The organism is Paenibacillus sp. JNUCC 34, from assembly GCF_058269055.1.
In genome coordinates this window covers 1,285,118-1,311,515 of the sequence record NZ_CM177770.1, presented here as the reverse complement: position 1 = coordinate 1,311,515, position 26,398 = coordinate 1,285,118, and the positions used below count along the sequence as shown (strand labels likewise).

General features: G+C 45.4%; 21 protein-coding genes and 1 riboswitch. Of the genes, 1 reads left to right on the top strand and 20 read right to left on the bottom strand.

The window, feature by feature from the left end; translation table 11 throughout:
• Positions 1-75: 75 nt before the first annotated feature.
• The 20 genes from AC2TF5_RS05985 to metA form a co-directional block, all read right to left on the bottom strand.
• Positions 76-1,869, bottom strand: a complete 1,794-nt coding sequence (locus AC2TF5_RS05985; protein WP_491301294.1) for a sensor histidine kinase — start codon at positions 1,867-1,869, stop codon at positions 76-78.
• 24 nt (positions 1,870-1,893) lie between these two features.
• A complete protein-coding gene (locus tag AC2TF5_RS05980) occupies positions 1,894-3,465 on the bottom strand; it encodes a response regulator (protein WP_491301293.1) in 1,572 nt (523 codons plus the stop codon).
• A gap of 80 nt (positions 3,466-3,545) precedes the next feature.
• Positions 3,546-5,213 (bottom strand): extracellular solute-binding protein, encoded by a 1,668-nt coding sequence (locus tag AC2TF5_RS05975; protein WP_491301292.1) that lies wholly within the window; start codon positions 5,211-5,213, stop codon positions 3,546-3,548.
• 75 nt (positions 5,214-5,288) lie between these two features.
• The gene (locus tag AC2TF5_RS05970; protein ID WP_491301291.1) at positions 5,289-6,185 is read right to left on the bottom strand and encodes a carbohydrate ABC transporter permease; all 897 of its coding nucleotides are present in this window, start codon (positions 6,183-6,185) and stop codon (positions 5,289-5,291) included.
• A gap of 34 nt (positions 6,186-6,219) precedes the next feature.
• Positions 6,220-7,176: an ABC transporter permease gene (locus AC2TF5_RS05965; protein WP_491301290.1), complete on the bottom strand. Its 957-nt coding sequence runs from the start codon at positions 7,174-7,176 to the stop codon at positions 6,220-6,222.
• 210 nt (positions 7,177-7,386) lie between these two features.
• On the bottom strand, positions 7,387-8,346 hold the full coding sequence (locus AC2TF5_RS05960; RefSeq protein WP_491301289.1) for a 4-hydroxy-3-methylbut-2-enyl diphosphate reductase: 960 nt from the start codon (positions 8,344-8,346) through the stop codon (positions 7,387-7,389).
• 48 nt (positions 8,347-8,394) lie between these two features.
• On the bottom strand, positions 8,395-9,855 hold the full coding sequence (locus tag AC2TF5_RS05955) for a sensor histidine kinase (RefSeq protein WP_491301288.1): 1,461 nt from the start codon (positions 9,853-9,855) through the stop codon (positions 8,395-8,397).
• A 1-nt stretch (position 9,856) separates the two neighbouring features.
• Positions 9,857-10,543 (bottom strand): response regulator transcription factor, encoded by a 687-nt coding sequence (locus AC2TF5_RS05950; protein ID WP_491301287.1) that lies wholly within the window; start codon positions 10,541-10,543, stop codon positions 9,857-9,859.
• A 114-nt stretch (positions 10,544-10,657) separates the two neighbouring features.
• A complete protein-coding gene (locus tag AC2TF5_RS05945) occupies positions 10,658-12,304 on the bottom strand; it encodes a S1C family serine protease (RefSeq protein ID WP_491301286.1) in 1,647 nt (548 codons plus the stop codon).
• Positions 12,305-12,449: 145 nt separating this feature from the next.
• Entirely contained in the window at positions 12,450-13,106 is a 657-nt protein-coding gene (locus AC2TF5_RS05940) for a response regulator (RefSeq protein ID WP_491301285.1), read from the bottom strand.
• Positions 13,107-14,201 (bottom strand): sensor histidine kinase, encoded by a 1,095-nt coding sequence (locus AC2TF5_RS05935; RefSeq protein WP_491301284.1) that lies wholly within the window; start codon positions 14,199-14,201, stop codon positions 13,107-13,109.
• Between the two features lie 4 nt (positions 14,202-14,205).
• On the bottom strand, positions 14,206-15,213 hold the full coding sequence (gene liaF, locus AC2TF5_RS05930) for a cell wall-active antibiotics response protein LiaF (protein WP_491302820.1): 1,008 nt from the start codon (positions 15,211-15,213) through the stop codon (positions 14,206-14,208).
• 194 nt (positions 15,214-15,407) lie between these two features.
• Positions 15,408-15,608 (bottom strand): hypothetical protein, encoded by a 201-nt coding sequence (locus AC2TF5_RS05925; protein WP_491301283.1) that lies wholly within the window; start codon positions 15,606-15,608, stop codon positions 15,408-15,410.
• 119 nt (positions 15,609-15,727) lie between these two features.
• Positions 15,728-16,309 (bottom strand): 3D domain-containing protein, encoded by a 582-nt coding sequence (locus tag AC2TF5_RS05920; RefSeq protein WP_491302819.1) that lies wholly within the window; start codon positions 16,307-16,309, stop codon positions 15,728-15,730.
• A gap of 315 nt (positions 16,310-16,624) precedes the next feature.
• Entirely contained in the window at positions 16,625-18,562 is a 1,938-nt protein-coding gene (gene thrS / locus AC2TF5_RS05915) for a threonine--tRNA ligase (protein ID WP_491301282.1), read from the bottom strand.
• A 380-nt stretch (positions 18,563-18,942) separates the two neighbouring features.
• Positions 18,943-19,881 (bottom strand): putative sporulation protein YtxC, encoded by a 939-nt coding sequence (locus tag AC2TF5_RS05910; protein WP_491301281.1) that lies wholly within the window; start codon positions 19,879-19,881, stop codon positions 18,943-18,945.
• Between the two features lie 217 nt (positions 19,882-20,098).
• Positions 20,099-21,232, bottom strand: a complete 1,134-nt coding sequence (gene mqnC, locus AC2TF5_RS05905) for a cyclic dehypoxanthinyl futalosine synthase (RefSeq protein ID WP_491301280.1) — start codon at positions 21,230-21,232, stop codon at positions 20,099-20,101.
• A 134-nt stretch (positions 21,233-21,366) separates the two neighbouring features.
• A complete protein-coding gene (locus AC2TF5_RS05900) occupies positions 21,367-22,572 on the bottom strand; it encodes an aminotransferase class I/II-fold pyridoxal phosphate-dependent enzyme (protein WP_491301279.1) in 1,206 nt (401 codons plus the stop codon).
• 2 nt (positions 22,573-22,574) lie between these two features.
• Positions 22,575-23,753, bottom strand: coding sequence for an aminotransferase class I/II-fold pyridoxal phosphate-dependent enzyme (locus AC2TF5_RS05895; RefSeq protein WP_491301278.1), 1,179 nt, complete (start codon positions 23,751-23,753; stop codon positions 22,575-22,577).
• Positions 23,754-23,790: 37 nt separating this feature from the next.
• Entirely contained in the window at positions 23,791-24,708 is a 918-nt protein-coding gene (gene metA / locus AC2TF5_RS05890; RefSeq protein WP_491301277.1) for a homoserine O-acetyltransferase MetA, read from the bottom strand.
• 132 nt (positions 24,709-24,840) lie between these two features.
• Positions 24,841-24,972, bottom strand: a riboswitch (SAM riboswitch).
• Positions 24,973-25,411: 439 nt separating this feature from the next.
• On the opposite strand from metA, the gene corA reads away from it, so the two are divergent.
• Complete coding sequence (gene corA, locus AC2TF5_RS05885; RefSeq protein ID WP_491301276.1) at positions 25,412-26,347, top strand: magnesium/cobalt transporter CorA; 936 nt, start codon at positions 25,412-25,414, stop codon at positions 26,345-26,347.
• Positions 26,348-26,398: the final 51 nt, after the last annotated feature.

The window sequence follows — 26,398 nt, the reverse complement described above, 5'->3', positions numbered from 1 at the left end:
CAAATATACTAAAAATATCCCTACTCGTCAACCCTAAATCACTGACTGACAAATAGGGATCAAATCTAATCAAGTTTATAAAGTATCTTTTTTTCGCCCCTCAGCTACTTGGCGCTTAACCAATGGAATTATAATTCTCACCGTCGTCCCTATTCCGGGGCGACTGAACAGGGTTACTCCGTATTGCTGGCCATAATGCAGCTTAATCCGCTGATCGACATTTTTAATACCGTAGCCAGCATTCGTCAAATCCTGGGCGTCGGTCAGATCCTTTATCATTCCAGGTGGAAAGCCGACACCGTTATCGATAATTTTAAACTCTAGACCCTCATCAGTAACGCGTCCACTGATTCTAATATAAACGTTGTCCCCCATCCAGGCGTGTTCCAGCACATTTTCGATGAAAGGCTGTAGAATCAGCTTCACCGTCTCATAGCGTACAAGCTCTGGAGCAATATCGTACTGTACCTGCATCCGGCTTTCATATTTGATTTTTTGGATATCGATATAAGCCTGAACCTGCTCCAGTTCATTCTTTATAGGGATAACATTCCTGCCCTCATTAAGGGAAAGACGATAAAACTTAGCCAGATCGAGCACCATTCGCTGCAGCTTCTCCAGCTTTCCAAACTTGGCCAGACGGCTGATCGAAGACAGTGTATTATATAAAAAGTGTGGATTTATTTGCGCATGAAGGGACTCCAGCTCTGCCTCTTTTTTCTGCAGGTCGGCCAAATAAACCTCGCGGATCAGTCTACCGATATTACTGCCCATCTCATTGAGAGCCGAAGCAATCTTTGTGAATTCGTCATTGCCTTTAAAGTGGATCCGCTTATGAAACTCCCCTTCCTGAAAAGAGTCCACAACCTTCACAATTTTTGATACCCTTTTTCCGAAATAACGGGATACGACAATACTTAGGAAAAAGAAAATGACAATACATCCCAAACCAATAAACAACGTCAGATTCCGAACTTTCACGGAGTCTTTTTCAACGATATCTGCGGGTATTATGGCCACGAGTTCCATATCTAACCCTGGCAAGCTATCACGGATAATAAGGTCATCTTCGTTCCTGCTTAGCTCGTTTAATGCCGCAACTTCCAAAACACCATCTGATCCTGATGATACAATAACATGGCTGCTGGGGTCCGAAATATATATCGTGGTGCCTTCCCCTATTTTTTGAAAATCCACGCCATCAAACAAATCTTTAAGAGATACGCTGATCCGCATAAATCCAATTTCTTCATAGGGATACTTATCTCCGCCAACATCTATAATTCTTCGAAGGAGTGAGATATTGCCATATTTGCGGTCTTCTTCAATTTGCCTCCATTGCAGTGTTGTTCCATACACCTCATCTGATGGAAAATTGATATACCACTCTTTATCTACTAACCGTTTGTATTGATAAATATCGTATAACCTTGCTTTGGTATCGAGCGGGTTCACATTCTCATAAAGGTTATATACTTCAGGGATTGTATTATTTTTAAGGTATACAGACAGCCACATACGCCGGTTTGCCGTCTCCACTGCGGTTTGAAATTTCGGTACAAGTACATTTTTTGTTGAGTCGTAGCTGGACCAGCCTTCTTCATAATGGCGGAGCACTCTTGCAAGATGATAATCAAAATAAAGCATGTCCGATATCCGTTTCGTATCCTCCATCTTAAATGCAATATTGTTTTTCATCTGATGAAGAGTCCCTTGAATAATGCTGCGGGTCTGCTCTCTTATAGATTCCGTGTATATCCGGTTGGCAACGTTGCCAATGAGAATAATCGGGATCAAGATGAGAATGCAGTAAGACAGCATTAACTTATACCCGAACGGCATCTGTGATATTTTGTTTTTAGTCCACATGCTGCACACGCCCCTGCTTATCGATCATGAAAGACTTCGTCTGTATTCCAGCGGGGTCATTCCATACGTTTCCTTGAACTGACGACTGAAATAAGGGAGATATTGATATCCCGTTTGGGATGCGATTTCATAAATTTTGAGATTTGTACTTCGCAGCAAATCCCTGGCTTTCTCCATGCGCATCGTAATCACATAATCACTAAAGTTATGACCCGTCTCTTCTTTAAAGAGAAGCCCTAAATAATTGGGCGAAAAAGAAAATCGGTTTGCTATATCCCGAAGGGTAATGCTCTCATCAAGCCGTCCCCTTACATCCTCGATAATTTCTTGAATCAAACGTCCATTTTTGGAGTGCTTCCGATTGTGCAGCTGCTCCGATATTTCAAAAACAAGTCGCTTTAACCATGAAAAAATATCATTAATCGTCTCAAACTGAAGTAAAACATCAAGGTTCTGTAGTTCCATGCCTGATATTTTAAATAAGTCCTCATTAATGGTATGCAGATGCTCGTCGAGCTTTAGGATAATATACATTGCGAAATTTCGAATCGTAAATTTAGAACGTAAGCTAGATGCCAGCAGCAGCAGTGCATCCAGCTCGTCATAGATACGTACAAGCTCATAATTTGTCATCGCGCTCAGCAATGAATCCAGCCGGATATATAAATTTTCAGCATCCTTTATATCTTCGGAAGGAACATCCCCATAAGGTATCCATTTTCCTTTTCCATGGAACATCTTATAATCCAATGCCGCTACAGCCTGACGGTAAGACGGATGCAAGTCCTGCAGCCCGTTTATTGGGTTGCTTACCCCAACGGTTACGGTAAATGGAAATTCATCTTTCAATTGATCCAGGATCTTGCTTGCGATAGCCTTATCATTTCTTTCATCAAGAAGTATGGCAGTCCGATGATCTGTAACTGTACACACGTGATGAATATCTTGTTCCGCAAGAAGTGTATGCAATCGTGTAAAAAAATGATCTGCCATGTTACGTTTGTCGGTCTCCTCTAAATGATTAAGCTGCCAAGATACATCGTCGATCTCCAGCAATGCTACACACACAGGCCATGCCATCTCATTCAGTCGATACTCTTTATTAAGGACGTCCAGAGGAACAACCTCATAAGGTTTTTCCAACAGTTGAAGAAGATACTGATTCTTGACTATGGGCACCATCTGCTGATAAGCAAGTTCAGTTATTTGATGTTCCTTGCTTTTATCCAACTCGCGGCGAACTTTATTCAGCGCATCGATCAGTTCTTTGTCATCCATCGGTTTCAGAACATAACTGCAAGCATTCAATGCTATGGCTTGCTTTACGTAACCGAAGTCTTGGTAACCGCTTACAAATATAATACGTATTTCTTCTTGCGTTTCAAGCGCTTTTTGGGCTAGCTCCAGCCCCGTCATATTCGGCATCCGTATATCCGTTACTAATATGTCTATCTCCTGTTTCTCTAGAACTTCACAGGCTGCAAACCCGTTATTCACACTATCTACAACAGACATTCCCAGAGACTCCCAAGGTATGAAGCTCCTCATTCCTTCCAAATCCAAAATCTCATCGTCAGCTAATAATACTTTATACATGAGTTTATTCACCCCTCGCAAAAAACCCTAAGGGTATACTGCAAATGCAGTATACCCAGTAGGTGATAGGGAATCGATAATTAGTTCCCTTCCATTTTTTTGAGATTTTCTTGCCATCTCTGTGTTTTAAATTCTAGTAATTTTGCGTAGCCAGCAGTCTGTGCATCTGCTTCTGCTTTATCCAGGACGGAAATGACTTCCGCATCATCTTTAGCATAAAGGGCTTTAGCTCTTGCCTCTAAGTAAATATCTTCGACACGCTGACGGATAATTCCTTCCTCACTATCCGGCATTGGATCCAAATTGATGAACTCTGTAGCGTTCGATTGTGTTTTCCATGTAATTTCATGCTGCCAACGTGTAGACCAGTTACGCTGTTCTTCCGGCAAAGTGCTTTCGAATTTAGCTTTTGCTTGGTCAACATAAATCGTGTTACCAGTCCACTGAATATTTGTTGTGATCGCTTGCAATTTAGCCAAACCTTCTCCATCGGTTGTATATTGTTCTGTGAACTTTGGTGTTAAGCCATCATCTTCAAGGCCTTCCCAATATTTTCCTTCAGGTCCCCACATCTGGATACGTTGTCCTTCAGGACTTGTATACCAGTCGAGGAAAGCAAAGAGAGCTTCCGGATCTTTCGCTGATTTTGTAATTACGCTTACGTTCCATCCGAGCTGAGTATACGTACCCGGGAAGATTTTGTTTTTATCAAGTCCCTCTTTGTGAATCGGCCAGATCATAAAGTAACCTGCTTCAGGGTCGTTAGCTGTCAGCAAAGGATGAGCGTTCATCGCATTTTCCGTAGGACTTGCAGAAGCATATACAGCCACTCTGCCCGTATTCATCTTTTCTTTTACCTGGTCCGCGGTTTGTGTCATCGCATCTTGGGACATCAATTTTTCACGGAACAATTTAGCAGAATACTGCATAGATTCCCGGAATATCGGATCCGTAAAGATGGAAGTCAGTTTATCACCTTGAGGTACGCCGCGAATACCAATCCAGCGACTTTGCGCATTTTCAGCAAAAGCAGTATACAATATGTCCAGTCCTTGTCCGTCTTTCGCTAAATGTGGGTCAAACGGAACTACATTTGGATACTTTTCTTTAACCATTACCAAGTACTTGTATAAATCATCTGTTGTCTCCAATTTTGGAGAGCCCAGTTCTGTATAGATTTTTTTGTTAACAACATAACCGGCATTACCGTACGGCTGGCTCGAATACCAGTTCGGGAACTGATACAGTTTGCCGTCTTCCGAACGAAGCATATTAATCCCGGCTTCTCCGAGCCATTCTTTCAGATTCGGATATTTATCAAGATACTCATCGTAAGGAACCAGCAAGCCGGCCTGGCGAAGCTTCTCTACATCCGAGCCGCGGTCCATCCAAATAATATCAGGCAATGAATTCGATGCGATCATCGTATTGAATTTTTGGGCTGCGTTACCACCGGATTGAATCGGTGTTACGTTAACTTTCATATTTTCCTTGATGTACTTTGAGGCATCGTCTCCACCCCATTGAGGCATCGTATACCAATCATAATGACCATATAAAGTAAAATCCAAGGGGTCTTGGCCTACAACGTATTTGCTTTCTGTTGTTGGAGTTTCTGTCTTCTCAGGTTCTTTAGCCCCTTCGCTTGCTGTTTTTCCCCCAGTACCTCCAGCACATCCGGTAAGTATCATTGCTCCTGCCAACAAAGCCGTCATTGTTGACGTCAGTGCTCTTTTTCTTAACCTCATCTCTCTTTTCCCCTTTCGCCATGCCCATGGTTTTATGTTAAAGCTTTAGCTTTTAACATCGATTATGAAGCAACTCTACTCTTTTAATGAACCTACCAATACACCTTTAACAAAATATTTTTGAACAAAAGGATATACCATAATGATAGGCAATGTGGCAATCATCATCGTAGCCATCGACAGTGACTTAGATGTGACAGTCTGCATTTTTTGAAGTTGGCCCTGTGCCGCTGAATCCAGGTTACCGATCTGATCCGATACAATATTCGTATTGAGGATTTGTTTTAGCATGGTTTGTATTGGCAACAGATTTTCATTGTTGATGTAGATACTCGGATAGAACCAATCATTCCAATGGTAAACTGCTGTAAATAAGGACAAAGTAGCGATGACTGGACCTGAAAGCGGAAGCACGATCCGGAAGAACGTTCCCCAGTTGCCGCATCCGTCGATTTTGGCTGACTCCTCCAAACCACCCGGAAGTCCTTGAAAAAAGGTTTTAAATATAATCATGTTCCAGACGCTAACCAGTGACGGTATGATAAACACCCAGAAGGTATCCATTAATCCCAGGCTGCGGGTCAACAAGAAACTCGGAATCAATCCACCACTGAAGTACATCGTGATGATGCACAAGATCATGTAATATTTACGGCCGATCAACTCTTTTTTAGTCATGCCATAAGCTAAGATCGCAGTCGTAATGATTGATGCAATTGTACCTACAACGGTCCGCATCACGGAAATATAAAAGCCGTTCAGCAAGCGTTCATCGTTAAATACAATTTTGTAATTCTCCAATGTAAATTCCCTGGGCCAGAAGGTAATGCCGCCAAGCGCTGTATCGGCACCTTTGTTAAATGAGATAACCGCAGCATTCCAGAACGGATAAAATGTTGAGAATGCAAGCAACGCCAGAATGACATATATCATGATGACCATTAGACGGTCTCCAAAACTTAGACGTACCAAGATAATTCGCTCCTTTCAACTAGAGGCCTAAATACTACCATAGACTGTTTCCTGATTTACGTGCAACGAAGTTCGCTATGGTCAACAGCCCGACGCTGATTACGGCTTTGAACAGTCCGACTGCGGTAGCGTATGAGAAACGGGAATTCTGAATACCGACTCGATAAACGTATGTATCAATAACATCAGATACCTCACGGAGAACCGGATTCACACCAAGGAGCAAAATGTCTTCGAAACCAGCAGTAAGCAAGCTACCGATCGCAAGAATCATAAAGATGATAACAACCGGCATAATCGTCGGAAGTGTAATCGTAAAAATCTGACGTAACTTACTTGCACCGTCCATATCAGCCGCTTCATACATAGACGGATCAACACCCGCAATGGCAGCCAGATATACAATCGAAGCAAATCCGATTTCCTTCCAAACCCCTGTCGTCACCAGAATGCCCCAGAAGTATTCAGGAATGGATAGAAAACTTACCGGATCTTCGATAAGATTGAACTTTTGCAGCAGTATATTGATACTTCCGTTATCTGTGGACAGGAGAGACATTACAAAACCTGACACAATAACCCATGATAGAAAATGCGGAAGATAGCTGACAGTTTGAACAATTCGTTTAAATGCCATATGCCGGATCTCATTCAGCATCAAAGCGAGTAAGATCGGAGCTGGAAACCCGATAAAGAATTTCAAAAGACTGATGGCAATGGTGTTTCTCATGACATTAAAAAATTCAGGAGACTCGAAGAACATCCGAAAGTGCTTAAGTCCTACCCATGGACTCTCACCCATACCTCCAAAGAGATTATAGTCTTGAAAAGCCATTAGCACGCCATACATTGGAATGTAGCTAAAGATGAAAATGAGCAGCATTGCTGGAAGTACCATCAATTGAATATCCCACTGTTGTATAAACCGGATCAGGATGTTGTTTCGTTTCCGTCTTGGAACATGTTCCCTTTCAACGGATATCTGAGCCATATCTGTTCCTCCCCCGACTGATTTCTTGTATGCTTTAATTCTAGCGAAATGAAACCGCTCTTACTATTTGCCTATTCAACTAAATATGATACTCATCAATCGAGTTGTGAAGCGTTTTCACTTATTGACCATTAAAGGCACACAAAAAAACCCGAAGCGAAAGTGCCGCAACGGGTTATACATAACAAAACAAATGATACTAAACAACGGTCAACTGGAGGATGTAGCGTTCTTCGACCTTACTGGTGGAAGCAGCTTGCTCATATTGACGGTTCTTTTAATCTCCCATGTATCGGGCTGATCATATTCATATTGTTCCAAATACGCGATAACTTCCTTGGTAATCGGTGTTGGTGTAGATGCACCAGACGTGACCGCAACCTTATTTATGCCTTCGAGCCACTCACGCTTCAGTTCCGTGATATCACCGATTCGGTGTGCCGTTACTCCTGCAATCTCCTCGGATACCTGGGCAAGCCGATTCGAGTTGTTGCTGCGCGGGTCGCCCACGACGATAACGAGATCAGCCTGACCTGCTTGTTCGGCCACCGCTTCCTGCCGGACCTGTGTCGCGAGACAGATTTCATTATGAATTTCGGCACCTGGGTATTTCTCCAGCAGCCGTTTCATAATATGTTTGATGTCCCACTGGCTCATCGTCGTCTGGTTTGTGATGATAATCCGGCCAGGATCCACTTGCAGAGTGTCTATCTCTTCTTCCTTCTCTATCAGATGGACGTGATCCGGAGCAACACCTATAGCGCCCTCTGGCTCGGGATGACCTTTCTTGCCGATATAAATAATCGAATACCCTTCGGCTACCTTCTCTCGAATTAAATCATGGGTCTTTGTTACATCTGGACAAGTTGCGTCAAGCGTTGTTAGCCCTCTATCACGGGCCAGCTTGCGCACTTCCGGCGAAACGCCGTGAGCCGTAAATATGACGGTGCCTTTGTCGACCTGATTCAATATTTCCATCCGGTTCGGACCGTCCAGTGTTATAATGCCCTCGTCCTCGAAGGACTGCGTAACATGACTGTTATGAACAATCATACCTAATATATATATAGGCCGCGGAAGATCCAAATTATTCGCTGCCTGCCGTGCCAGTACCATCGCGTCTACAACACCGTAACAGTAACCGCGCGGCGAGATTTTGATCACTTCCATGGTCTTCACCTGCTTTCTGCTTTACGTCACAATCCCTTTCATTATACTCTATTCCAGCGGAGGAGCAAAGATTGTTGGCAGCCAGACGATGAACGTGCTTCCTTCTCCCCGTCTAGTTACGACTTCTACCGATCCCTCATGCACGTCGATAATCCATTTCGCAATAGACAATCCAAGGCCAGTCCCCTCGGTTACCCCCCTTGATTGATCAGCACGGTAAAATCGTTCAAAAATATATGGAATTTCATCCTTGTCCATCCCGATTCCTGTATCCGAAAAGCGGATGCCTACCTGACCCTTGTACAGGATTACATCCAGTCTGACCTCACCCTCCGGTGTATATTTAAAGCCATTTTCTATAAAAATGAACAGCATCTGCTGCAAATAGTCGCGGTTACCTTCCACGTAAACCCCATTTAGCACCGACAAGTCGCCGGCATTCCACTCTGCCTTCCGCGGAAGAAAATTGGCCCGTCGCACCACCTCTTCAATTAATGGCTGCAGAGCTATAGGATCCTTTTCGAAGGTCTGTCCCGTATCCGCACGTGCAAGGGAAAGCATATCGGACAAAAGACGGCTCATTCGTTTCGCCTCATCAGAAATATCCCCAACGGCCTCAACAGATATTTGCTGCAACATCTCCTCATCCATATCCGGACGCTCGGATGGTGATCCGGCCCAGATTTTATGAAGCAGATCCACATTTCCACGGATCGTCGTAAGAGGTGTCCTCAACTCATGAGACGCATCCGAGACAAATCTGCGCTGCGCGGCATAGGCATCTTCCAATTCTTTATAGAAGCCTTCCGTCCTTTCCAACATACCGTTGAACGTGTCAATAAGCCTTCCAATCTCATCCTGTGGACCGTTATACTCAATCCTGACGCTGAGATCTGTCCCTTTCTGAATCTGGTTGGCTGCATCGGCTACCGTTTGGATCGGTTTCATCGATTTTCGAGCCAGGAAAAGACCTAGAGTCGAAGCGATGATGAGTGTAGCCAAGGAACCTGTGAACAGAATGGATTTCAGCCGGGCGAGCGTTTTTTCAACGGTCCCGGTATAGGCTCCGACCTGAAGCCATCCGTATACCTGGTTATCCTGTGTATAAACAAAGTCTTGATACACTAAAAACGGGTTCCCTGCGATATTCTTCTTCTTGAAGCCCTGCTCCTTTTTCGCTTTGGAGACCGTAGGAACTTCGAATTCAAGCCCTCTAAGCCTCATATTATCGGACAACCACGTTTGCTCATTATGATACGTGTAGGATTGAACGTAAAGGTCCGCCTCCTCCATACGCATCGTGGAAGATCGATCCGGGGTAAAGCCCAGACTGCCGTCTTCGTTAATGGTAGTTACCGGACGAATTTTGTTGTACTGCTGCTGGATCCGCGATTTCAATTCATCATACGTATATAAATGAACAAAACCATACACGGCTAGACTGAAGGCAAGCAGCGTTATAAACAGGATACCGGAGTACCATGCTGTAAGACGCAGCCGAATAGACATGTTACGTATCCCCCCGTAAAATATACCCCGCTCCGCGGATCGTTTGTATCAACCTTTTACCACCATGCTCTTCTGTTTTTTGACGAAGCATTGCGATATAAACTTCCAGTACATTCGATTCGCCGCTGTAATCATAGCCCCAGATTTTATCCATAATCAAGTCACGGGACAGCACCCGCTTCGGATTCATCATGAACAAATGAAGGAGCTCAAATTCTTTGGCTGTCAGCTCCAACCTTTTCCCGTCCCGGATAACTTCCCTTGCATCGGCGTTCATAGTCAGGTCCTCATACATTATTTTCTGTGTATCTGACTCTTCGCCCGTTTTCCGGCGCAGCAACGCTCGAACGCGCGCAAGCAGCTCCTCAAGTGCAAACGGTTTGACCAGATAATCATCCGCTCCTATATCCAGTCCCTTAACCCGGTTTTCGACCTCGTCTTTCGCGGTAAGCATCAATACGGGAATCTTGCTTCCACCTTCTCTTAGCCTACGAAGCGCTTCAAATCCATCCACCTGAGGCATCATGACGTCTAATATAACAACATCCGGCTCCTCATTCAGCACCATTCTTAAACCTTCAGCACCATTGGAAGCCGTATGTACGTCATACCCTTCAAAGGCAAGGCCGCGCCTCAGCATGGAAATAATTTTCTCATCATCATCTACTATTAAAATTCGGGATCGCATTCGGATGTCTCCTCTATTTGTGTTCTCTCGTTTCTCTTACAACCCATTATATCCATGCCTTAGAGAACAGTACAAGCGGAAGGGACTCCCCCTTCCGCTTGTCTCCTTGTTTCTTTATGGTTGCTGTTGCTGTTGCTGGGAAGTTTCAAATTCATTCCGATCACCGATCGTTAACGGCAGATCCAGTTTCTTCCCGTTCCGCACCACATTGAGTGTGATCTTATCCCCGACCTTCTTGGATTGAATAAACTCAATCAGATCCTGGGATGTAGCGTATTTCGTTCCATCAGCTCCAGTAACAATATCATATTGACGGAGATCCGCTTCATAAGCAGGGGAACGGAATACAATACTGTCAACATAAGAGCCTTCCGTCACATCCGTACCGAGCTGCTGAGATACTTGCGGTGTCAAGGTTCCCAGTCTTGCTCCGATGAAAGGAATCGGGGTTTTCGGAACCTCTTGATTATTTTTAAGGTAATCCAGAACTTCGCTGATCGTCTTGGAAGGAATCGCGAATCCGATACCCTGCGCCTCTGAACTAACTGCGACATTCATGCCGATGACCTCACCCTTCAAGTTAAGCAGTGGGCCACCTGAGTTTCCGGGGTTAATTGAAGCATCGGTTTGCAGCAAATGTTCATAGTTCCGATCCTTCTCACCATTCTGACCGGAAATATCAATATCACGCTCTTTGGAGCTAAGTACACCAGCTGTTACCGTATGTTCAAAACCATGCGGGTTACCAATGGCAACCAGCCACTCGCCGACCTTGAGATCATCCGAATTTCCGAGATTTACAGCTGGAAATTCTTCATCTCCTTCGATTTTCAATACGGCTAAGTCAAGCTCATAACTCGAGCCAAGCAGTTTGGCTTCATAAGGTTTTTTGTTATCCTGAAGAGTAACTTGAATGACATCAGCGCCGTGAACCACGTGCTCATTCGTTAAAATGTATCCAGACTTGTCGAAAATAAATCCGGAACCGATACCAGATGGCTGCAGCTGAGAAGATTCATTGTTACCTTCATTGTTACCTTCATTGCTGCCTTCATTGCTGCCGTTGCTTCCTTGGTTCGACTGATCGCCGAAGAAGTAACGGAATAACGGATCATCCATATTCGAGCTGTTTTGTCTTTGCCCACCGCTCTTTACAAGCGTTTCAATCAGTACGACGGCAGGACTCGCTTCATCAACTACGGACGCTACATCACCGGGATTGGAAGAGATTTGCGCTGACGTCGTAGAAGCGCTATTCTCATCTGCAGGTGCTAGAGCCGACTTTACGTTCTCATTTCCGGCTGCCTGGGACGTCGATGCTGTTTCAGGAGTGAACAGATTAGCTCTGTCTGCTGCAAACATCAGGCCGGTAATAACGAGCATACCCGCAAGGAATGACAGGAGCACTGTTTTAACAGAACTCTTTGGCTTATGATTGAAGTTCCATTGACCGCTTGTGCCCTTCTCTGGAAGGGAACCCCCTCTGCCGTTTCCACCTCCATCTCCCTGGCCAGAAGCAGCTGAGTAGCTTGGGGATGGGACGGGCCTTACTGGCTGTGGAGCTGTGATCTCCACTTCTTGCGGTTCACGTCGTCCATAAGAATCATGCCCTTCATTCCGGTCATCTTCACCACTGATAGACTTAAACGGGCCATACGAATAATAATAAGAAGAGTTGTCCGATGACTGATCCAGACGTTCTTGCGGTTCATTGGTTTGTTCCTCATCGTTCTGACCAAACCTCTTTCTCTGATCGTCCATATTCTTACCTCCTATTAGATCACCTACCATCTGCAGGTGTTTAATTTTTTATCTGTTCTTATTGTGTACTATAAACCTTAATAACACCTTAAAAACAATTAAAAGGGAGATAAAAACGGATAAAACAAAAAAATTCAGTTTACAATCAGTTTGTATTAACCCATCCTTTTCGGTGAGCGTAAATAGCCAGCTGTGTCCGGTCATCCAGCTCGCATTTCATCAGCAGATTACTGACATGAGTTTTGACCGTTTTAATACTTATATGAAGCTCTTCGCCAATTTCCTTGTTGCTCTTTCCTTCGGCTATAAGCAGAAGCACTTCCTTCTCACGTTCCGTAAGTCCCGAGTGATCTTCCTGGACCATATGTTGGCGGATTCCCCGGGTCAAAGCTTCTGATACATCCTTCGTCATAACAGGCATCCCACGATAGGCACCCTGCAGAGCATAGATAAGTTCATCTGCAGAGACGGTCTTCAGCACATAACTGACAGCGCCTGCTTCAATGCATTCTACCACCAGATTATCCTCCAAAAAGCTAGTCAGGATAACAATCTTCTGATCTGGAAATTCCGTCATGACCGCCCGTGTCGTTTCGGCTCCGTTCATAACGGGCATCATCAGATCCATCAATATCAGATCAGGCTTTGTCTCTATCTCAACGTTTCTAATATATTCCAGCACCTCTAACCCATTTGCGGCTTCCCCGATTACTTCAAAAGACGGATCCAGTGACAAATACGTTTTCAACCCCATCCGAACCATATCATGATCATCAGCAAGCAGTATTTTGATCACACTCATTTATTCTCCCCCTATTTTTCCTAATGAATCCAGCCCGTCCCGACTTTTTTCACCAGAATCAGCGCGTCCTTCATCCTCACCCAAATTTTCAAACAGCGGTATATGTACTCTAACGGTCGTTCCAGCACCCCGGCGGCTGATGATATCTACTTGGCCTCCTAGTTTTTCGGCCCGTTCACGCATCGTAGACAAGCCATATGAGCCCTGTCTTTGTGTCATTTCATCAAAGCCCATTCCATCGTCGCTTATGCTTAACACGACCCGTTTATGTTCCTCACGGAGGGACATGCTCACAAGACTCGCACCGGCATGCTTCACAATGTTAGCCACAGCCTCCTGAATAATGAGAAAGAGCTGATGCTCAATCGCTTCGGATATCCCATCATACAGCTCAACATCCTTCACACCTTTTAAGCTGTTTTGACGGCAATAGTCAGGAAACCAACGTTCCAGCGCTTCTTCCAATGTTTTTCCCTCGAGCTCGACCGGTCGCAGCTGAGCGATTAAAGCTCTCATTTGTTTCTGCGCTGTATGTGACATCGAGATCAACTGCTCCAACACTTTATCGCCATGCTCCGGATTTTTTTTCATGACACCTGGCAGAGAGGATGCCGACATATGAATAGCGAACAACTGCTGACTGACCGTGTCATGCAAATCCCGGGCCATTCGCCTGCGTTCCTCCAGAACAGCAGCTTCCGCAGCGATTTCTTTTTCAATAACATCCTGTTCCCCAAGCCGCTGAAGAATTTTCATTTTTTTCTCAAGCGCTTCTGTCATACCATTAAATTCTCCATACACCCGTGCAAATGAAGCATCCTCCGCAGCCGGCATCCGTACGGTCAGATTGCCCTTAGCAACCTGCAGCATATTCAAATGCAGTAGGTCCAGCGGCCTCTGAATACGCTGGCCTGCTATATATCCCGCAATTCCTGTAAACAGAACGATACCGACCGTGTAATAGACCCACAGCCGGTTATCTTCAATTATAATGTACCCTCCTTGGTCTGCGACATATAAAAACACAGCCACCGCAGCTCCAATCAACAAAAAGTAAAGCATTAGAACCCACTTTGTGTTCTTAATAAAACTCATATTCTTACCCTACCTTGTTCACTTTTACATCACCAATAAATACGCTGACGTTGATGCGAAGCTTCTTTCCTGTTTCCCTGTAGTGCGGGCTTTCCATCCCAGCGCTGCTCATGAAACCACTGCGGGTCTGCCCAAGAACCGACATATCGCCGATAAATGAACTCGTTTGTACATATACGCCAAGATCCGAATCATTAGGAATGAACACCTTAACATCCCCGATAAAAGCCGAAATGTTGATCTTAGTTTCCCCATAAGGAATTTGAGCTTTCGTTAAATCCAGCACCGTATCTCCTATAAACTGCGAAATATTGGTCGGTTTGAGGGTGAAATATTCATTACCCATGTGAACATCGCCGATGAAGGCCGATTTATTTATCGAGTCGCTTTGATTCCATCCATGGTTATTCCAGCTTTCCTTGCGCTCTCTGTACTCTTCATGATCATACTTATGATGAGCCTTATGATGATGCTGTTCATGGATGATAAATTCCTCTTGCTCTGGTCTAGAATCTTTCTCCCGGTCTTTCTTTTTCCCAAAAGTCCGTTCAAACATTTCATCCAGCGAAGATTCCATTTTCGGTGCTTGCGGAACCTCTGGAATATCATCCAGTCTTTCGTCCTCTTCCCTTTTATAGTGCTTGGGTGGACGTGGCGGCTGATGATTCTTTGGCTTAAGAATAACCGAAAGCCCAAAGCCGATTAATATAACAGGCACAGCATATTTTATTAGGTCCCCAAACGAAAAGTCGACCATGTCTAAGTTCCGTCCCAGAAAATACAGACCGATAATCAGTGGCACTATTGATCCCCACATCGCTCCTCCATGTTTCGGACGACTCATAAATCCCTGCAGTCCGACCCAAATCAGAATTACCGGCCAATATGTGGAAATCAGGTGTCCCAGATTCAAATCAACAACGCCCATCTGATGAAGTATAAAGTACACTCCCACGCCAATAAGAAGAAGTCCGCCAGACAGTTGGTTCCATCCTCTTCTATTCATATGCAGCATCCCCCTGCTTTTCATTTCGTATTTTTCCTTTGATTACAGTGTACAACATGTGGTACTGCATGGATAGCGGCGGCGGGATGAAACATGCCTCGGTCTCGGGACCGAGGTAAATGGATCATTATGGAAAAAAACAAGACCCCCGCATATATTTGCGAAGGTCTTGTTTGCGTTAAGCAATATGATACTGATGTTTAGCGGTTAGCTTTGTTTGTGCTACTCTCGCCGAACTCAGCAAACTCAGCGTCAAACTTTTCGTTTGGCGTTTTAAAGTTCTCTTGAACTTTCTGGGAGCCTTTTTGGGAGACAGAAGTGCTATTCTCCTCAGCAAACTCTGCATTAAACTTTTCGTTTGGGGTTTTGTAGTTTTCCTGAACTTTGTTTTTCTTAGCCACGGTATTCACCTCCCTGTCCAGCAATACCATCATCCTCTTCGGGGAACGTCTCCCCAAACAATAGTATGTGATGGACAGGCGGCCATTATTCCAGCTAAAGGGCGAATGAAATATCTGCCTTAGATAGCTTCTTCCAACACGGAAGAAGGCAGAAACCGATACGTTTCAATTGCCTTGCCAAGTCTGTGCAACATTTCTTCAGTACATTTGCCATTTCCTCGTTTAATCACCTGTACCTCGACATCCTTTTTGCCCCATTCTTTAAATACCTGCTTCGTGGTGGCAAAGTACAGATCAATCTTTTCACCTTTAATAGCAGAACCAGTGTCAGCTACTACCCCGTAACCATAATCAGGAATGTACAAAATACTTCCCATAGGAAACACAGCCGGATCAGCTGCAATCGTCGACACCTTGTTTTTATCCCGCTTAACCTTTACGCCAGAGTAGGTGATCCCGTACTGCGGATGTCCCGGGTTTTTGCCGGTTGATTCATAACCTGCGGTATAACCGGTGGCTGTTACTTTTACAGTACGGAGAATCTGATCTTCCTTTGGAGCTGAAACTGCCATAGAAGGCACCCGTTTTTTGTTGTGTTGTTTGGCTTCGATGTCCTCATTCTCTGCCGATACGTGAGGCGGTAGCAAGTAGTGATTGATATTCCCAAGTCCTACAGCACTGAATGCATAAAAACTCGACATCTCCCTAAAGTGGCTTCCTTCAATGACCTCTTTTTCACCGCTTGCTTGCAACTGATCACGATCACCGATCCCATAAGAATCTGGAGACACCGCCATCATCGTTGAAGCGTTTGTTTCAGATGTACCCAAGCTATACAAGAACCCTGATAGTAAAATGCATATTAAAAACCTCTGCCATGTTTTCCAATTGTTCATCTGAGAACCTCCCCCTTACTAGTGAGGTTTCCCATTCTCCAAAAGGTTTATACGTTACATGACAGAGGCCAATGAAAAAATATATATCTGTGATACTTGTTTCAAGAGACGTTCAATAAATTAAACGACGCGGTTGTTGATCTCTTCCTGGAGCTTAAGAATGACTTCATCCAAACCTTGAGCACCAAGATCTCCTTCACCACGCTTACGTACGGATACAGCTTTTGCGTTCATCTCATTCTCTCCTACGATGAACATATACGGCACTTTTTCAAGCTGAGCTTCACGGATTTTGTAACCAAGCTTCTCATTGCGCAAATCCGGTTCTACGGAAACGCCTGCCAACTTGAGTCGGTCTGCCACTTCCTTCGCGTAATCTTCGAAAGCAGTCGATACCGGAATGACTTTAACCTGTACAGGAGAAAGCCACAATGGCAATGCTCCGGCAAAGTTCTCCAGCAGGAATGCAGTAAACCGTTCCATAGTACTGATAATACCGCGGTGGATAACGACTGGACGGTGCTTCTGTCCATCGTCTCCTACATACTCAAGTTCGAAACGCTCCGGCAGCAAGAAATCCAGTTGAACAGTGGACAAAGTTTCTTCCTTGCCGAGCGCTGTTTTAATTTGAACGTCCAGCTTTGGACCGTAGAATGCTGCTTCGCCTTCCGCTTCGTAGAACGGCATATCCAGGCTTTCCACAACCTCACGCAGCATACGCTGGGACATTTCCCACATTTCGTCGTTCTGGTAATATTTTTCCGTATCTTGTGGGTCACGGTAAGACAAGCGGAAACGGTAATCGTGAATACCGAAATCCTTGTATACGGTCTTAATCAACTCGATAACACGTGCAAATTCTTCCTTGATCTGATCCGGACGGCAGAATATGTGCGAGTCGTTCAATGTCATGGCGCGAACACGGTGAAGACCTGTCAGAGCTCCTGACATTTCATAACGGTGCATCATGCCAAGCTCTGCAATACGGATTGGAAGATCACGGTAACTGTGCATGCTGCTCTTGTACACCATCATATGGTGCGGGCAGTTCATCGGACGGAGCACAAGCTCCTCATTGTCCATAACCATTCTAGGGAACATGTCTTCTTCATAGTGCTCCAAATGTCCGGACGTTTTGTACAGCTCCACGTTGCCAAGAACTGGTGTATATACGTGCTGGTATCCGAGACGCTCCTCCATGTCCACGATATAACGCTCCAAGGTGCGGCGGAGCTTCGCGCCGTTTGGCAGCCAAATCGGCAGGCCTTGGCCAACCAGCTGGGAGAAGGTGAACATTTCTAACTCTTTACCAAGCTTGCGGTGATCACGTTTTTTAGCTTCTTCCAGCAGATGAAGATGCTCATCAAGCTGAGCCTTTTTCACAAATGCAGTACCATATACACGCTGCAACATTTTGTTCTTGCTGTCACCGCGCCAGTAAGCTCCGGCCACATTCATTAATTTGAATACTTTGATTTTGCTAGTGGAAGGCACGTGAGGTCCACGGCACAGATCAAAGAATTCACCCTGTTCATAAATGGAGATGACACTGTCCTCAGGCAGAGCATTGATCAATTCCAACTTATAAGGGTCCTCCAGCTCACCGAAAATGCGGAGTGCTTCTTTACGGCTTACCTCTTTACGAACAATCGGAAGGTTTTCCCCGATAATGCGCTCCATTTCTTTTTCAATCTTTTGGAGATCCTCTGGATTAAGCGGCTCCTCAAGATCCATATCGTAGTAAAAACCATCCTCGATTACAGGACCGACTCCAAGCTTAACTGCTTTTGCGCCGAACAAGCGCTTTGTGGCCTGGGCCATCAGATGCGCAGTACTATGACGCATTACCTCAAGACCATCTGGGGAATCCTGAGTCACAATTTCAATAAGGGCCCCCTCCTGAAGAGGTGTAGACAAATCTACCACTTGACCGTTCAATTTACCTGCAACGGCATTTTTTCTAAGTCCGCTGCTGATGGAAGCTGCCACATCTTCAATGCTGCTGCCTTCCGCGTATTCCCGGACGGAGCCGTCCGGAAGCTTAATACTAATAGCCATCCTGCATTCCTCCTGAAAGAATCATTGTTTAATTTCACGTTTGATCCTTATGATCCACACCTGCAGGACAACATAAAAAACACCCGTCCCGCAAAGGGACGAGTGTTATACTCGTGGTTCCACCCTAGTTCGATCTTCAGAAACAGTCATGTATCCACTGCTTTGAGAAGATCCTTCGTTGGCATTGGGTAACGGTAATGAACCGGCGAAGCCTACTCTCTCCTGAACACTTTATACAGTGTCCAAGGACATTTCGACAACGCAGCTACAAAGGGGTAAATCAATAGCGTACCGGAGGAAATTACAGCCGGGTTTCCTCTCTCTGGTCGGTCTTAGCCTGCTTGATTCATGTCTCTGTCGATGCTTTTTACGTGAATTTATCAGTTATTATAATCCCGTTTTGCCGGGAACGTCAAGTCATCATTAGCCAAGCTTCCAAGAAAGGGGCTGCATTCAGGACAGCTGATGCACACCTCCGCCCGGTTATCAAAAATATGTGCCAGTGTGACAATGACCGGAAGATCCGGCTCTCGCGTATGAATGATCATACGTGCAGGGGATACCGAGATCAACGTACTAACGACCATATCCTCAATTTCCATATCCTGATCAAGCCGTTCCATAACCAGCCCTTCGTCCCGCATCTTCTCGATCGGTCTTAGACTGCCGTCGAGCAGAAGGAAATCCTCTCCTCCCTTATGGATGACGTGAACTAAAGGCATAAGCGGCTCCTGAAAATACACAAAATATTTAAGCAGACTGACAAACTCCTCATATTGCTGATCCAGCATAAACTCATCTACCGCATACTCCGCCATTTCCCTTAACTCCTGTTCATACAACTGCATCCGAAAGGTCATAAAGCCATCCAAATTCAGATCAGGAGACTCCGACAGGCAGACAAAAATACTGTCCTTCAGCTTCCGCCTGCGCTGCTGTGAATAATCACCTGACAGATTATCATCCTTTGCAAGCAGCATCAAAAACCATTGCAGAACACGCTCGGATTCTTCATTATCATTGAACTCAAATTCTGACAGCAGCAGCCGGGCTGCAATATCCTGCTCTTTCTCCTCCAAGATGTAAGCTGCTGCCGCTTCAGATACCAGCCTGCGCACCAACTCAGCGGATGAGGTCCATGCCGTGAGCGGCAGCTTTCCAGAACACGTCCAAATGACCCGATCTCTCGAAGCGCTGAACGAAAACTTCAACTGCCTGCATTGTTTATGTAACTCTTTCTGCTTGTCTGACAAGATACGGTAAAAGGCTTCTTTTTCACCGTCAGTCCGTGTATTGACCGATATGCTGAACAGTTCCATGGAATCGCTCCTTTCGGGTTCCCTGTTTCAGTATATGGGGACCTGAGGGGGGATATACGGAACTCATTTTTGGAAAAAGAAGCAAGTTGATATCCTGCCTGTTCTGACGGGGTCAGCCTGTTAATGAAGTCACGCAAGAGAAACGGTTATGCCGTCTTAAAAAAAGCCCTATCTCCACGATACTATCGGGAGACAGGGCATAATATTAGGATACGTATTAATTCTGCATCACAAAATCGCGATCAACGGTACTATTGTCATTAAATACTCGCAGAATATCATACTTCGTATTCCGCTGGGCAGGGATGTTACCACTCTCGCGGATCAGCTTCAAAATGGACTCGATGTTCACTTTATACACCGCACCTGCGGAAGAAACCACATTCTCCTCCATCATCGTGCTGCCGAAGTCGTTGCAGCCGTATGACAGAGACAGCTTGCCAATTTCCGGCCCCATCGTCACCCATGAGGATTGGAGATTCGGAACATTATCGATAGCCAGACGACCAATCGCAACTGATTTCAAGTATGCCTCAGGCGTCTCGCGTTCGCGCTTCAGGTTCGTGTTATCCGGCTGGAAGGTAAACGGTATAAAGGCAAGGAAGCCTTTGGAGTCCCATCCGTTCTGAATGCATTCGTCTTGGGCATCACGTATCCGAAGCAAATGAAGAGCTCTTTGCTCCATCGATTCACCCAACCCGATAACCATAGTTGCTGTCGTATTCATTCCAAGCTTGTGTGCCGTCTGCATAACGTCCATCCACTGGCGCCAGCTGCCCTTCAGCTTGCTAACTTTCTGACGGATACGGTCGTCCAAAATTTCGGCCCCGCCGCCAGGCAGCGAATCCAGACCAGCATCTCGTAGATCACGAACGACTTCTTCCATGCTAAGCCCTGACACTTCCATCATTTTTACAATCTCTGCTGGTGAGAAGGAGTGCATCGTAATGTTAGGGAAACGTTTCTTGATGTTACGAAGCAAATCCGTATAGTAACTAAACGGTAGATTCGGGTTCGTTCCACCCTGCATTAAAATCTCCGTTCCATTCACATCTTCAGTTTCCTGAATTTTTTGGAAGATCTCCTCATCGGACAACACGTATCCTTCTTCATGTCCCGGTCTACGGTAAAAAGCACAGAATCGGCAGTACACATCACACACATTCGTGTAGTTTACGTTCCGTCCAATAACGAAGGTCGTAATCGGATCAGGATGCAGCCGTTTGGTCATAATATTGGCGGCATGACCGATTTTTTCAATCTCATCACTCTCAAAGAGAGTCACGGTATCTTCTAGATTCAAGCGCTCACCGCGCAGCGCCTTATCCAGAATACTATTAACAGTGCTCATATATAGGATCCTCCCTTTATCACAACTAAAAGACAATGAAATTCACTTGCCTACATATAATAACTTTTTCATCGTACCACATAAAGGAAGTAAAAACGACATCCAGATTACTAGATGCCGTTCTACAAATTATGTCATTTATGCACTCCAAGTGCTCCATCCAAATCAGCAATAAGATCATCAATATCTTCCAATCCGACCGAAAAACGAAGCAACCCATCGGTGATCCCGCGTTCATGGCGTACTTTCTCTCCCATTGCAGCATGGGACATCATTGCAGGATAAGAGAGAATACTCTCTACTGCACCCAAGCTTACAGCTACCAAAGGTAGTCTAACCGCATTCAGCACTTGCTTGGCTCTCTCACCTGATCCCACATCAAACGATACGACTGCGCCATAACCGCTGCACTGCTTCTCATGAATCTCGCGTCCCGGATGATTCAGCAGACCCGGATAGTATACCGCCTCAATATCATTTCGTCCGGTAAGCCAAGCCGCAAGTTTGGCAGCACTTTGCTCACTATGTGTCATACGTGCGCCCAGCGTTTTCATGCCACGCATCAGCAGCCAGGAATCCTGTACGCCAAGCACAGTTCCGAGTCCATTCTGAAGCTGCTTCAGCTGCACTCCAAGGCTCTCGGTTCGGGCAACAGCCAAGCCTGCCAGCACATCGCTATGTCCTCCAAGAAATTTGGTTGCGCTATGAAGAACAATATCTACTCCCTGTTCGATCGGCCGTTGATAGTACGGAGTCATAAAAGTATTATCCAGTATCGTTAATAGTCCGTGATCCTGAGCCCAAGCCGTAACTGCGCCGATATCCGTTATTTTTAACGTCGGATTCGAAGGCGTTTCCATATAAACAGCCTTCGTGTTGGACTTCAAGGCTCCCTTTACTTGTTCCAGATCGGTCATATCCACGAATGTACATTCCATACCCATCCGGTTCAATATGCTCGTTAGCAATCGATATGTACCGCCATATACATCCTCTGTCACGATAATATGATCCCCTGCTGAGAGCATCATGAATGTGCTTGAGATTGCCGCCATACCTGATGCATAGGCAAAGCCTTGAACACCGCCTTCCAGCAATGCTATATAATCCTCCAACACTTGGCGTGTAGGGTTGCCGGATCTGCTGTAATCATGAACTGGCGGGGCAAACACATCCTCATGATGGAAAGTGGAGGCTTGATAAATCGGCACACTGGATGCGCCCGTTGTGGAGTCAATTTCTCCTCCGAAATGTAGCAGTCTGGTTTCAAATCTAAGGGGATCTAAATCCGGCCTCTTGCGATTATGGTTTCCATGTCTGTTCTGGTTGTCTTGACTCATCTCTATGCTCCTCCTTCTATTTCAGCTGCAGCAGCATTTAAAGCGGCATCCAGATCCGCGATTAAATCGTCTGCATGCTCAATACCTACGGAGAAACGAAGTAATCGGTCATCCACACCAACAGCTTCGCGAATCTCCAGAGGAATGTCAGCATGTGTCTGAACCGCCGGATACGTCATTAGAGATTCAACCCCTCCCAGGCTCTCGGCAAAAGCAATCAGCTTAATATGACGCAGCAAAGGTTCAACATACCTCGCATCCTTCACTTTGAATGAAAGAATACCTGTATTTCCACTGGACTGCTTCTGCTGAATTTCATATCCGGGATGATCGGCAAGAGCCGGGTAGAATACCTCAGATACTGCCGGATGCTCCTTGAGAAACAGTGCAATCGCCATTGCATTGCTTTCATGACGCTCCATTCTAAGCGCCAGTGTCTTCATGCCGCGCATCAGTTGGTAAGAGTCCGTCGGACCCAGCACCGCCCCAATCGAATTGTGTAAAAAGGAAATTTCCTCTGACAGCTCTTTCCCCTTGGTAACGATTAATCCTGCCAGCACATCGTTGTGCCCTCCCAAATATTTAGTTGCGCTGTGCACAACGATATCGGCTCCAAGCTCGATCGGTCTCTGAAAGAACGGTGTCAGCAGCGTGTTATCCACAATACTGATCAGGCCGTGATGCCGGGTCCAACTACAGATAGCCTCAATATCTGTTATCATCATCAGCGGGTTCGTTGGCGTCTCGATAATGACCGCTTTTGTATTTGGTTTTCTGGACTGCTCCAGCGCGTCCATGTCATTCGTATCGACATAAGTTGCGCTTACTCCATACCTAGACAATATTTTTTCGATCAGACGGTAAGTGCCTCCGTATAAATCCAGTGATACGATGAGATGATCACCCTGTCCGAAGAGGGCGAACACGGTCTGTAATGCCGCCATGCCGGAACTGCAGGCAAACCCGGCATCCCCTGATTCCAATGCAGCCGCCGCTTCCTCCAGAACCTGTCTTGTCGGACTTTTCGTACGGATATAATCAAAGCCTGTACTTTGACCCAACTTCGGATGACGGAATGCTGTAGCTTGATAGATCGGAAAATTAATGGCTCCCGTCACCGGCTCCTCTACTGAACCAATTTGAGCCAGCCTGCTTTCAATTCTCAGTTGTTTCTTCTCCATGTTCGCTCCTCCTTTTAATATTACTTTTCTTTTCTCTCTAGATTTGCGGTCCGATATCATAAGGCGTTTCTTGATATACATAGTAATTCAGCCAATTAGAGAATAATAAATTCGCATGGGCTCTCCAAACGGACGGCGGTTTTATAGTCGGGTCATCCTTCGGGTAATAATGGCGTGGAAGTGAAACGTCCAATCCTTTGGCGGCATCCCGTTCATATTCCCACCGAAGCGAATCAGAATCATACTCCGAGTGCCCTGTTACAAACACCTGTCTACCGTCCTTTGAGGCTACCAGATAAATTCCAGCCTCCTCGGATTCAGACAAAATTTCAAGCTGAACTGATTGCTCGACATCTTCCCGGCGCACTTCGGTATGCCTAGAATGTGGAGCATAGAACACTTCATCAAAACCCCGAAGAAGTTTTACCGTCGGTTCGTTTACGGTGTGGGAGAACACACCGAAGCATTTCTCGGAAAGACTGTATTTCGGCACACCATAATGATAGTAAAGACCCGCCTGAGAAGCCCAACATATGTGAAGGGTCGAGGTTACATTCTTTTTACTCCATTCAAAAATCTCGGTGAGCTCATCCCAATAATTCACTTCTTCAAAATCGAGTTGCTCGACAGGCGCACCCGTAATGATCATGCCGTCAAAGCGGCGATGCTTCACTTCCTCAAATGTTTTATAGAACGACTTCAAATGCTCTGCCGGAGTATTTTTAGAAGTATGAGAGCCCGGGTGAAGCAGGACAACATCCACTTGAAGCGGTGAATTACCGATCAGGCGAAGCAGCTGTGTCTCCGTCGTTTCCTTGGTCGGCATCAAATTCAGAATGGCAATCCGCAGCGGGCGGATATCTTGATGAAACGCATGGCTTTCATCCATTACAAAAATGTTCTCCCCAGCGAGAACTTCCTTTGCAGGCAGTGTGTCTGGAATTTTGATCGGCATAATTACTCCTCCTTCGGGTTAATAAATAGTTTTGACTACATGATACAAGAAGTCGAGAAGGCCAAAGTAACGCAAAAATGACCTATCTCTAATGAGAAAGGTCATATGTACGTGTACGTAAACTATGCGCCTCTCTCATCTGTCAGAATTTAACGGTCCTTAACAATAAGGCCGCGTACATCCTGCAAGAATTAGCACCGTGCGATATTGCCGTCGGTTGCCGGGTTTCATAGGGCTAGTCCCTCCACCTGCTCTTGATAAGATTTAGCTGTATGAAGTTGTCATCTGTTGATACTGATTATTACTTTAAATCAAGAACATTTTTTCGTCAAGAAGCTTTGAGCTAAAAAAAATGTAACGTCTCACCTCCTACTTCCATACCCTGTACAAGGAAGTATCTTACGCTTAATTCCACCTTGAAAGGTAATAACCCCAGCGGTATACTAGACAAGTGCTAATTAACCATATGAAAGAGGTGACATGGAAGATGGACGGTGACCCGAGCCAGAGGCTGGATGTGAATGACGAAAAACCGCATAGGACCAAGATCAGCTCACCGGTGGCGGGCAGCGTTATTTTTCATGCGCTCTTATAGAAGCCTTTATGCCGAATTATTTAGAACACCTGCCGGTATGCCGGTAAGCTGATACCCTATGCCTTTAATCGAGTATGCGTAAGCAGTGAATTAAAGGAGTGATATCAGATGAAAATCCGGTTGGTGAATTCGGGTGTTTTTACCCCCATCGACGACATTAAAACGACTCTTACAGCTCCGGCTGACGGGTTTTACTGGATCGATGCCGATGTAGAAGACTTGGCGGAACTCCAACCCCTGTTCTCTCTGCACGACCTGGCAGTTGAAGACTCCCAAAGTGAAGAAGAGCAGCGTCCAAAGATTGAAATATACGAAAACCACTATTTTATCGTAGTGAACAGCATCCGCTTTGACGATGAGGAGATTTTCCTCCGGGCCCTGAACATTTTTCTGGGCAGACATTTTATCATTACTGTAACCAAGCAGAAAATTCATGAGCTCCGGGCTGTGAAACCCCTACTGTGGGAAGATGAAGCAAACTCACCGGACCGCTTCCTATACATTTTGATTGACCTGGTCACAGACAACTACTTCACGGTTGGCGACCGGATTGAGGCACGCATCGATCAGCTTGAAGAAGACATATTGATGCATACCAAGAAATCACATCTGAATGAAATTATCGGTCTGCGCAGCGAGATTTTGTGGCTAAAAAAAGTACTTGGACCCCAGAAGGAAGTCATCAACACGCTGAACAAAAAAGACCTGCGCCTGATCGATGATCAACTACAAAAGTACTTCAGCGATATTTACGAGAATGCTGTGAAAATATCCGAGACGTTTGAAACCTACCGCGATCTGATGAGTAACCTTCGAGAAGCTTATCAATCCAGCATCGCGAACAGGGCGAACGAGATTATGAGAGTGTTTACTGCCATGACCACAATCTTCATGCCGCTGACGGTCATTACGGGTATATACGGTATGAACTTTGATTTTATGCCTGAATTAGCATGGAAATATTCATACTTTGTTGTCCTTGGACTTATGATCTTTCTCGGGTCAGGCATGTTTTATCTATTCCGCAAAAAAGAATGGTTATGAAAAGCTAAAAACGGGTGTCCTTCATTTACGAAAGGCACCCGTTTTGTCATA